This is a genomic window from Mesorhizobium sp. XAP4 (assembly GCF_029269325.1).
Lineage (GTDB): Bacteria > Pseudomonadota > Alphaproteobacteria > Rhizobiales > Rhizobiaceae > Mesorhizobium > Mesorhizobium ciceri.
Map to the genome: position 1 here is coordinate 469,194 of NZ_JARIXW010000006.1, position 10,618 is coordinate 479,811.

Sequence of the window (10,618 nt, forward strand, 5' to 3'; positions counted from 1 at the left end):
ATGGCGAAGCTGAAACTTGGGGCCGTTGCCGACGACAAACCGGTCAAGATCTCGCTCGAACTGCCCGCCACTGTGCATCGCGATCTCATAGTCTACGCGGAGGTTCTCGGCCGGGAGACAGGCCAGCCCGTTGGCGAGCCGGCCAGGCTGATCGTACCGATGATCGAGCGCTTCATGGCGACGGATCGGGTGTTCGCGAAGGCGCGGCGGACTCGGCAGCCCTAGATGACGACAAGGGATAGCGCTCTTCCAACAGCTTGAGGAAGTGCCCCAGCGCCGGGTTGTCGTTGTTGCTCTGCCAATAGGCGGCGTAGCTGATCCGGCTCGGGCCGTTGCCGTCCTGCACGTCGCGATAGACGGCGCCGGCGTAGCTGGCGCCGATGTCAGCCTCGCATATCAGGCTGACCCCAAAACCCGCGCCAACCAGGCTCATGATGTCTTCGCGGCTGACGTCATGGATGACGAGTATAGGCTGGACGCCGGGCGAACCTAGTTTCGCCAGCAGAATGTCCCGGAATTCGGGGCCGGGGTCGCGCTGGCTCAGCAAGAAAGTTTCGCCTCTGAGGTCGGTCCAATAGACGATCTCGTTCGCTGCCAGCGGATGGCTCTCCGGAAGCGCGACCATGATGCGTTCTCCCCACAAGGCCATTGCTCCCCGCTCGTGACCGGCGGGCTCGCCGGTGACGATGGCAACATCTAGCGTGCCATGCTCCAGACCTGCGAAAAGACTCGCTCGCGCTCCCTCGACCGTGCGGATCTCCACCTCAGGGAATCGTCGCGCATGTTCCAAAAGACTCGCCCGCAAATTCCCAGCCGACAGCGATGTGTAGAAGCCGATGGCCAGCCGACCAGCTTCTCCCCGGCCTGCGGCCTTGGCCGACGCCATCATGCGGTCCAACCCATCGACCAGATGCCGGGAAGCGCGCAGGATTTCAGTGCCGGCGTCTGTAAGCCGCACGCCGCTGCTCGATCGCTCGAACACAGCGACTCCCAGACGATCTTCCATTTGGCGAATGCGGCGGCTCAGCGATGACTGCTTGACGCCAAGCGCCTCCGCCGCGCGGCGGAAGCTTCCATAGCGCGCGGCGGCGACAGCGTAACGAAGATGGCGCAGTTCTATGGCCATTGTTGACGACCAGCAGCCGTGCTCATGCCGCAAGTTGGGCAGAGCGGGTCGCCAGCACGGGCCTTTGGATCTGCCCAATCTCACGTACACTCGTCAGCGCGGATTCAGTGATCGGCAGGTGTCCAGCCAACGCCTTTGTGTCGTCAATCTGCATGGGCGGAGCAAAGCGCTCCAACGGCCATCCAGCTCGTCTCAGAATGCGCTCAAATCGAACGTCCGTTACTGTGACCACCGTCTCTTGGCCGTTCGCTAGCCCCCATTCAAGAATCCCCGCAAGCAGGCTGAATGTCACGTCGCGAAGGCCGGTTGCGCTCACGCTGTCAGCAGAGCTGGTATCCACACAGAAGCGCGAGCTTTCGAATATTTTGTCGCTTCGCGGAGAGGGATTTGATCCAAGTAGCACTGGGAAAGTGTTCGCCAGCATCATTGGCCCTGTTGTTGGCAGTAACCTCGCGCAGCCGATTACCGAGCCGCTGTCGTCGACAGCAATGATATATGTCGGCTTGAGTGCGTCGTAAGCGTCGATCTCCATATCGCCCGAAACAGAAACATCCCAGTTCAGACGATCCCGAAAAACGCGATAGCGCAAGCGGTGCATCCCCGCGATCAGATCGGGAAATTCAGAGTAGTCAGATTGAGCAATTGAAATTACACGCATAGAAATAGGCTCCTTTGTTTGCAGAAAACAAAGATCACAGCGAGACGATCCGCGTAGCTGTAAAGTTTTACAGGGGAGGTAGGCGAGCAAGCTCTGGCGTAAACTTCGCCTACGACAGTCATTGCTACAGTAGCAATGGCTGGTGAATCTGCGGAGACGTCGGTCAGAAGGCAAGCCGCCACATCAGCGCGCCCGTGGCGGTCTTACGGGATGTAGCGTCGAACGCTTCCTCAGGACAAGATCACGCCGCAGCGCACAGCCTCGGCTACGGCTTGGGTCACTGTGGATGCGCCCAGCTTCGACCGGGCATTTTCGAGATGGAAAACTACTGTTCGTGTCGTGATGCCGAGGACCTTCGCAGTTTCGGGCATCTTCTTGCCGCGTGCCGCCCAGGAAAGGCACTCCCGCTCCCGTTGGGTGAGCGGCGCATCCGCAAGACGGGTCAGGCCTAGTTGCAGCTTCGCGTAGACGTGCGCATGATAGTAGAGCCCGGCAAGGTGCAGGGTATCCATAACCTCGGTCGGACGACGCTCAAGACTTGCGTCTCGATTGCCCGCGAGCGTGAACGCTGCGAAGCGCCCAAAACCGCCGCGAATAGGAACAGTCGCGCCACTGTGAATCCCGAATTTGGCGGCCTCAGCGAAAAAGCGCTGCTGGGATGCTGACGGCAGTCGCAACGTCAGCCGATCCCATTGAAACAACCGCTGCGATGACCGAGCCAACCTGACGATAGGGTCAATATCTTCGTATCGTTGCTCGATGTACTGCCGCGCCCATGAACCTGGATATGAAGAAAGAACCTTGAGCGCTGGTTCCGAAAACCCAAGATAGGCAAACCATCTGTAACCCAGCCGCGCGGCAAAGCGGTCGGCGGCAACTTTGAAGCCAAATTCGTCGTGAGCCGTTTCAAGCGCGTCGACAAATTCTCGGAACGCGAGATCCAGAACGGTCATCGATCCCAAGCCACGAGCCGCCGTGGTATCGCGGTCCTCTCCTCGGAGCGAATTTTCGCGAACGTCTGCATATGATTTCTTTCCGACCGCTCGGTCAATTCCTGTTACGTGTGTCGTCGTATAAGCCGTTCAACGTCTTGCACTCACCGAACACTCCGACTGGCATTCTGACGCTGCTACATGCAGCAACGTCAGCCATGGCACCTCACGGCGACTAGAAACCCGGTGTCGCAGGGTAGATCTCGGCCATGCAGGGTCCGGCATAAAATCGCCGTCTCGCGTTCGTCCACAACCTACGTGCACTGTGTTCATTGTCGGACCGGATGCATGAGTGACGTCTGCTGCATTGGATTGGGAGGCGTCGCGCGCTGAGAGCAACAGCCGCTGCACCCCTGTTCTGTTGCTGCGGCGACGGCGCACGGCATTAGAAATCTCGAACAGCCACGTAGGCCATCGTCGCTACGATGCTCGCAGGCACGCCTATTCGTTCGTTTGTGCAAGCCGCTACCCGGAGGCATTGAGCGTCGAAGTGGCGGAGTCGAGCCTGCCGCAGGCTCGACTCCGCCACTGCGCGCCCATCCGGGAGGAAATGACGGCGCGCTAGCTGCAGACGCGTGCGGACCGCAATGGCCTCGGTGCACGCATCGGTCGGAATAAACCGGATATAACTCGGCGCGTCTAAACCACGCCTCCTCAGAGGCGATCTGCTTCTGTCGACGCGATCGACTGGCACCGCCGGGCTCTCGGTCGTCGGGGTAAGCAGAGCGTCGACATCGCCCAATGCGTCGGTCATCGCGGCTGCCATGTCCCCCCGCAAAAGCGGTTCACTCCAATGTGTTACTCGGATTATCGTCGCTGATGACGAAGCTCCCCTCTCTCCGTGAGATCGAAGTCAGAAGACCCAATCGATTAACAACTCGCCGCCGGAGACTTCGAGCACCGTGCCGGTGACGTACGGGTTGGTCATGAGAAAGACGGCGGCGTGCCCGACGTCGGCTGCCGTTCCCAGCCGCCTGACCGGGAAGTTAGTGCGGACCTTGGCACGGATTTCCTCCACGTCTGCCGGAGGCAGCACGTCCCAGAAATCGGTGTCGATGAATCCGGGTCGGATCGTGTTGACGCGGATCGGGGCTAACTCCAAGGCGAGCGATTGCGACAGGGATTCGACAGCCGCAAAGGTCGGCGTGACCGCGGCCAAGCCGAGCTTCGCCCGAGCCCCGGTGCCGCCCGAGAGGAAGGTCATTGAGCCACCGGCCCGCAGGTGCGGGGCGGCATGGCGGGCGCAGGCCCAGGTGCCTAGGAACTTGCCCTCCAGATAGCTGCGGACACCGCGCATGTCGGAGTCCATGAAGGATCCCCAGGATCCCAACTCCGGTCCGGCGGTGACGACGAGGTGGTCAAAGGGGCCGATGGCCTCGAACGCGGCCTGCACGGCCGCCTCGTCGCGGATGTCCAGAACGACCTGTTCAAACGCGGCCAAGTCCGGCCGCTCCTCGGCCGAGACATTGCGGCGGCTAGCAACAGTGACGGCGGCGCCCATGGCGTGGGCGGCCTGCGCGACCCCGAGGCCGATCGCCTTTTTGCCGCCGACGACGACGACGTGCTTGCCGGTAAGGTCGAACGACGGTGTCGGCGGACGTGCTTGCACGGATGCGGGATTGCTCATGACTAATGTTCTTTCATTTTAAGAGGAAAGACGGTGCGCGTGCGCTTCGACGCGAAGGTCAATTGTTATCCGGCTCGACTGGGGGTGAAGGCTGATGACGGTCAGGCTTGGGCGCGATTGTCCTCCTCCGCCGCGCGAGCCAGGGTTTCCACCCACTCCTGGTGGTAGCGATACAGGAGGCCGGGATTTTTGCGTCCGACCATCTCCAAGAAAAAGGGGCCCTGCTGGGTCTCTTCGGTGAGGACGTGGCAGCCCCGCGCCGTCGGAGTGATGACCCAGCCGTGGTAGGCGGTGGAGCCCGTGTCGTCACCGTCGACCGTGGTGGCCCATGCGAGCCTTTTGCCAGGGACGCATTCAGTGACTTCAAGGCTCATCGGATAGCCCGCAGTCACACGGGTGAGCTTGGTACCGAGGGCAAGTTCCCGCTCACCGCCGAGAATTCTCACTTGGTTCTCAGGGGTGAAGTGACGGTGCCAGTTCTCGGCATCGACGAGCAGCTTCCAGACGGTCTGGACGGGCGCTACAACGTCGATATCGTTCAGCCCGTAGATCGCCGAGATCTTGGGGTGGAACTGCTCAGGCCAGATAACGTGGTCGTACATGCGTCAGCGCTCCTTCTTGAAGAGGAATTGGAAGATTTTCTGGGCACAACTGCTGTTGCGCACCTGAAACAGCTCGGCTTCGTCCGACCGCCCGCCGAGGTTGGGCAGCCCGAAGCTGAGCCGATCGACGATCCTGCCGACTACTCCGATCCAGACCTGATGATATGCACACCGTTGATGGGATATCGCCGAGCGACAGCTGTGCGATGAGCTCCATCTCATCTGGGCCGCTCTGCGAGGTCAGCGAACACCAGCGCCTGGCGCCATCCGGCAGGGCTGGTCCTCATGGCCTGGCGGAATGCGTCGGCCATCGTTTCTGCCAGCCATGCCGCGTCCAGTCCCCCGAGATCCACCGCCCCAAGCCCTGCGTCCGCGGCCAGCGCAGCCGCCACCGTCTTCGCCTCCGCGTCGTCGCCAGCCAGCAACACCTGTGCGCCTGACGCCGTCAGCCGTTCTGGATTTTCCCTCAGCAACCGCATCACTATGGTATTGAATGCTTTCACCACGCGCGCCTCCGGTGCGGCTGCCTGGATCTGCTCGGCGAAGCTCGGCCCATGGGGGCGCGGCGAGGCGTAATCGCAGCCCGGATCAGGCTCGCGGTTGTTGGGGTCGAGTACGATCTTTCCGGCGAGTATGTCCGGGTCGGCGGGCATCACGCCGCGCGGCGTCCACAACACAATTTCGCCGAACGCCGCCGCTTGTTCCTGAGTCGTCGCGTGCGCACCGGCAAGGCCCATCACCGCCGCCGCTGCCCGAACAGGGTCACGCGAGCCGAATGCCACCTCGTGACCCGCGCGCGCCCAGATGGTCCCCAAGGTTTGCCCCACCGGCCCAACGCCTACGATCCCAATGCGCATCATCTCTCTCCCTCTTGATACCCAAAAGGTAAGAGCGGGCAGTCGATCGTGGAAGGACAAATGGTGTTGTAACTGACACAACAGAATGTATAGAATGCGGCATGGACACTCTCCGCGCCGCCGTCGTCGTTCTCCGCGTTGCCGAGGCTGGCTCCTTCGCCGGGGCCGCGCGCTTGCTCGGCGTGACCCCGGCCGCCGTCGCCCGCCTCGTCGGCCGCTTCGAGGCCGCGCACGGTGCGCGCCTGTTCCGTCGCTCGACCCGCACACTCTCCCTCACGCCGGACGGTGAGCGCTTCCTCGCTGAGGTCCGAGGCCCCGCCCTCGCGCTGGCAGCGGCTGCCAGCCGGCTCGGCGCACCCGTCGGGGTCGCGGGTACGGTGCGCGTGACCGCCGCCGCCTCGCTTGCTCCGACCCTGCTGCACGCACTGGCATCGCTTCTGGATTGTCATCCGGCGCTGCGTGTGGAGCTTGCCTTCGATGACCACTTCGCCGACCTTGGCGGCGGCCGTTGGGATCTCGCGGTGCGGATCGCGCCCCGCATCGCCGACGCGAGCCTCCTCGCCCGGCGCCTCGCACCCTTGCCGCTCGTCACCCTCGCCGCGCCCGCCTACCTCGCCAAGCATGGCGTGCCACAGACGCCCGACGACCTCGTAAGGCATCGGCTAATCGGCGTGCGGTTTCCGGCGACGGGGCGCATGATGCCCTGGCTGTTTCGCGCGCCTCGCGGTACGCGCCGTCTTCAACCCGACTTCGCACTCGTCGTCGACGGATCGGACGCCATGCGCGCAGCGGCGGCGCTCGGATCTGGAATCGCGCAGGCTGGCTCGGAGGGCACGGCGGCGCTCCTGGCATCTGGCGGTCTCGTGATGGTGCTCGAAGCCTACGCACCGCCTCCCTGGGCCGTGTGGATGTTGCGCGCGCCGGGCCCCGCAGGATCGGCGCTTGCCGCAGTCATGGACGCGTTCGCAGCGGCGTTTCGGCGGGAGGAGAAATAACGGCAGAAGCCACTTTGATTGCGGGCTGACGCCATGGTCCGGCATCCCCGTCGTTGGTGTCGCGGCGCGGAGGGATTCAGACCGCTTTGGGATCGGGTCCCAACTCTGCTGATGCCGGAAACAAGATGCGATCACTCGACGGCGTTTCGATGAAATGTAATACAGATCATGCGTCAGCAACACCTCGGCGCTCTCATGCGGCCGACTTCGATCCGTAACGGCGCTTGGCGCGGTCCCGGCGCGTGGCCCGACGGGAACTTCAATTTTCCCGCATGGGCCAAGTGATCGCCGCGCTTGGGCTGCAAAGTTCGAAGTCACTGCTGATCTGGGAGCAATAGGCCGTGTCGTACGGGCGGAATGCCGATGGGTTGGCCGACTGGATACTCTAGTTTCCCGCCGAGCCAAGCTTGAGAGAAGCACCCTCAATGAGCGCGTCGTTGATCCAGCAAAAGTTCATAAAGTCTTCCCGCACCGGTTTTCCGGCTGAGCGGATCGCCAGTTTCGCGCGTTCGACCTTTTCCGTCACCGACGCATGCGTGCGGTCGCCGACGCACCCTAGATCCTGCGAAAGATCGTGCAGGCCAAAGCTCAGGTAGTCGATGCCGGGAACGCGTGCTATGTCGGCGATATTGTCTAGGCCGGCTCGGCTTTCTATCATCAACGACACAGAGATACGCGCGTTGAACTCGGCTGCGTAGTCACTGAGGCTGCCTGAACCCTTACCATATTGGGGACGACCGAAGCCGAATGAGCGCTTTCCAAGCGGCGCGAAGTAGGCCGCGGCGACCACCTCCTCCGCGTCTTGTACGGTCTCGATGTGCGGAGCTACGATACCGACTACGCCGCGGTCTAGATAGCGGGTGATCGTGGAGACGCTGCGGTCCGGTACTCGTGCAATCAGCGTCAGGCCCCAGCGCTCGGCGGTGATACTCGCCGTACTGATGTCGGACCAGTCAAAGCAGCCGTGCTCTCCGTCGAGATAGACAAAGTCCAGCTTCACCGCCCGCGCCAGCACTTCGATGACGGCTGGGGCTGGGTAGGTCATAAAGACGCCACGGATTCTTTCGCCACTTGCCGCTGCGGCCTTCACGGCATTTCTGATGTTCGTCACGATCGCGTACTCCGTCGGTGTTCAGGGTCGATTGAGCCGGCGTCGGGCGTATGGTCCGACAACCGCCCCTCGTCAAAATGCGTCCCGTGTCCATTGGGGGTGGGCGCCATGGGAACATGGCCGAACGATAAACGTGCCGGTTTGAGAAGAAAAATTGATAGTATTGGGCCATTACCGTAGGAGAAACCTATGATGTCGGATGGTCCTGGTGGCACGCGATCAAGCTTTGAGCATTTTCTCTAAGGAGCTTTCTGTCGATTTGCGGGATCGACTTTCCACGCGCTCATGATGGGCCACTTCGCCATCCGCGGTATGATCCAAGAGGCGGCTCAGAAGCCAGATAGCGATCCGATCGGTTGTCCTTCGTTCACGCCGGCCTAGTCATCCGCCGCAAAGCTTCTCCGCTTCCCCAGCATTCCTTCCCCGACAAAGGTCAGCCTTCAATGAGGCCGTGTTCGGAAAGATCCTTCAGGAGATCGCAGGCCGTAAGCGGGGTCGAAGTTGGCTTGTAGATTGCGGCACCGAAAGCGTCGTTGGCGTTGTGATCAGTTCTATGAAGGATGTCTGACGCACCTACATGCTGGCCAACAAGAGCCCGCCGGTAGAAACCTATTCCGGCTCCATCTAGAATCGGCCTCGACATCGGCGTCACCGGCCTAACCGCGATGCAATGGGCTGCGCTCACCAAGAATGACGGCTAAGAAACCGTCGCACTCGGCGGCAACTATGTCGGCATGTCGGGCGAGGTCAGCGCGGCTGCCGGCACCGGCGGCAACATTCTGATCGTCGGTAACAGTGGCGTTACACTCTCCAGCCGGTGATCATCCAGCAGCAAGCCTGCCTCAATCTAGCGATCGGCGTCCAAAGCTTCGAACTGAAGCAGACACTCGGCCGATCCCGGCGCGTTTGATAAATCGGCGCGCCTACCGTCCTCGCAAATCCCATGAATCCAATCACAGGCGATCAAGCCACCGTCGTCTCTGCAAGCCTGACGGCTCTCAGTGATCCATGGCCTTGACGATTTCCTCGGTCATCTTCTTGGCGTCGCCGAGCAGCATCATGGTGCCGTCCTTGTAGAACAGCGTGTTGTCGATGCCGGCATAGCCGGAGCCGAGCGAGCGCTTGACGAACAGGCAGGTGCGGGCCTTGTCGACGTCGAGGATCGGCATGCCGTAGATCGGCGACGACTTGTCGTCGCGCGCGGACGGGTTGGTGACGTCGTTGGCGCCGATGACATAGGCGACGTCGGCCTGCGCGAACTCCGAGTTGATGTCCTCCAGCTCGAACACTTCGTCGTAAGGCACGTTGGCTTCGGCGAGCAGCACGTTCATGTGACCGGGCATGCGGCCGGCGACCGGATGGATCGCGTACTTCACGTCGACGCCGTTGGCCTTGAGCTTGTCGGCCATTTCGCGCAGCGCGTGCTGCGCCTGGGCGACCGCCATGCCATAGCCGGGCACGATGATGACCTTCTGCGCGTTCATCATCAGGTAGGCGGCGTCGTCGGCCGAGCCCTGCTTGACGGTGCGCTCGATGCCGTCGTCGGCAGCTGCAGCCGTCTCGCCACCGAAGCCGCCGAGAATGACGGAGATGAAGCTTCGGTTCATGCCCTTGCACATGATGTAGGACAGGATCGCACCGGACGAGCCGACCAGCGCGCCGGTGATGATCAGCGCCAGATTGCCGAGCGTGAAGCCAAGTGCGGCCGCTGCCCAACCCGAATAGGAATTCAGCATCGAGACGACCACCGGCATGTCGGCGCCGCCGATCGGGATGATGAGCAGGATGCCGAGCGCCAGCGAGGCGGCGACGATCAGCCAGAACACCAGCTTGGACTCGGTGGTGACGAGCAGGATGATCAGCACGATCAACGCGATGCCGAGGGCAGCGTTGATGAAGTGACGGCCGCCGATCATGATCGGCTTGCCCGACATGCGGCCGTCGAGCTTGAGGAAAGCGATGACCGAGCCGGTGAAGGTGATGGCGCCGATGGCAACGCCAAGGCTCATTTCGATCAGCGCCTGGGCATGGATGTCGGCAACGGTGCCGATGCCGAAACTTTCAGGCGCATAGATGGCGGCAGCCGCCACCATGACGGCGGCAAGGCCGACTAGGCTGTGGAAGGCGGCGACCAGCTGCGGCATCGAGGTCATGGCGATGCGCCGCGCGGTGACGGCGCCGACCGAACCGCCGATAGCGAGGCCCAGCACGATCAGCCAGTAGCGGCCGGCCGACGGGACAGACGGGGCCGCCAGTGCCAGCGTGGTGGCAATGGCGATGCCCATGCCGATCATGCCGTAGAGATTGCCCTGGCGGCTGGTGGTCGGATGCGACAGGCCGCGCAGCGCCATGATGAACAGGACGCCGGAGACCAGATAGAGGAAGGACGCGAAGTTGGCGTTCATGGCGCTCTACTTGTCCTTCTTCTTGTACATGGCCAGCATGCGCTGGGTGACGAGGAAGCCGCCGAAGATGTTGACCGAGACCAGCATCAGCGCGACGAAGCCGAAACCGGCGGCAATACCGGAGGCGGCAATGCCGACCGCAAGCAGCGCACCGACGACGATGACAGAGGAAATGGCGTTGGTGACCGCCATCAGCGGCGTGTGCAGCGCCGGGGTCACCGACCAGACGACATAATAGCCGACGA

At 62.3% G+C, this 10,618-nt stretch carries 11 protein-coding genes; 2 read left to right on the plus strand and 9 right to left on the minus strand.

Going from position 1 to position 10,618, the window contains the following annotated elements:
• On the plus strand, positions 1-225 hold the full coding sequence (locus P3C39_RS26175; protein WP_275954575.1) for a DUF2274 domain-containing protein: 225 nt from the start codon (positions 1-3) through the stop codon (positions 223-225).
• Here P3C39_RS26175 and P3C39_RS26180 read toward each other — a convergent pair.
• The 6 genes from P3C39_RS26180 to P3C39_RS26205 form a co-directional block, all read right to left on the minus strand.
• Positions 173-1,126 carry a LysR family transcriptional regulator gene (locus tag P3C39_RS26180; RefSeq protein WP_275954576.1) on the minus strand — a complete coding sequence of 318 codons (954 nt, stop codon included), beginning with the start codon at positions 1,124-1,126 and terminating at the stop codon, positions 173-175. The genes P3C39_RS26175 and P3C39_RS26180 overlap by 53 nt on opposite strands.
• Positions 1,127-1,148: 22 nt before the next feature.
• On the minus strand, positions 1,149-1,784 hold the full coding sequence (locus P3C39_RS26185) for an acyl-homoserine-lactone synthase (RefSeq protein ID WP_275954577.1): 636 nt from the start codon (positions 1,782-1,784) through the stop codon (positions 1,149-1,151).
• Positions 1,785-2,014: 230 nt separating this feature from the next.
• On the minus strand, positions 2,015-2,737 hold the full coding sequence (locus P3C39_RS26190; RefSeq protein ID WP_275954578.1) for a LuxR family transcriptional regulator: 723 nt from the start codon (positions 2,735-2,737) through the stop codon (positions 2,015-2,017).
• A gap of 892 nt (positions 2,738-3,629) precedes the next feature.
• On the minus strand, positions 3,630-4,403 hold the full coding sequence (locus P3C39_RS26195) for an SDR family oxidoreductase (RefSeq protein WP_275954579.1): 774 nt from the start codon (positions 4,401-4,403) through the stop codon (positions 3,630-3,632).
• A 101-nt stretch (positions 4,404-4,504) separates the two neighbouring features.
• A complete protein-coding gene (locus P3C39_RS26200) occupies positions 4,505-5,005 on the minus strand; it encodes an SRPBCC domain-containing protein (RefSeq protein ID WP_275954580.1) in 501 nt (166 codons plus the stop codon).
• A gap of 218 nt (positions 5,006-5,223) precedes the next feature.
• On the minus strand, positions 5,224-5,862 hold the full coding sequence (locus tag P3C39_RS26205; protein ID WP_275954581.1) for an NAD(P)-binding domain-containing protein: 639 nt from the start codon (positions 5,860-5,862) through the stop codon (positions 5,224-5,226).
• A 101-nt stretch (positions 5,863-5,963) separates the two neighbouring features.
• Between P3C39_RS26205 and P3C39_RS26210 the strand changes: the two genes are divergently transcribed.
• A complete protein-coding gene (locus P3C39_RS26210) occupies positions 5,964-6,857 on the plus strand; it encodes a LysR family transcriptional regulator (RefSeq protein WP_275954582.1) in 894 nt (297 codons plus the stop codon).
• 385 nt (positions 6,858-7,242) lie between these two features.
• Here the strand turns inward: P3C39_RS26210 and P3C39_RS26215 are convergent, their stop codons facing one another.
• The 3 genes from P3C39_RS26215 to P3C39_RS26225 form a co-directional block, all read right to left on the minus strand.
• On the minus strand, positions 7,243-7,968 hold the full coding sequence (locus tag P3C39_RS26215; protein ID WP_275954583.1) for an aldolase/citrate lyase family protein: 726 nt from the start codon (positions 7,966-7,968) through the stop codon (positions 7,243-7,245).
• 998 nt (positions 7,969-8,966) lie between these two features.
• Entirely contained in the window at positions 8,967-10,373 is a 1,407-nt protein-coding gene (locus P3C39_RS26220; RefSeq protein ID WP_275954584.1) for an NAD(P)(+) transhydrogenase (Re/Si-specific) subunit beta, read from the minus strand.
• 6 nt (positions 10,374-10,379) lie between these two features.
• Positions 10,380-10,618, minus strand: a 239-nt coding sequence (locus P3C39_RS26225) for a proton-translocating transhydrogenase family protein (RefSeq protein WP_275954198.1), incomplete at its 5' end; no start/stop codon positions are given.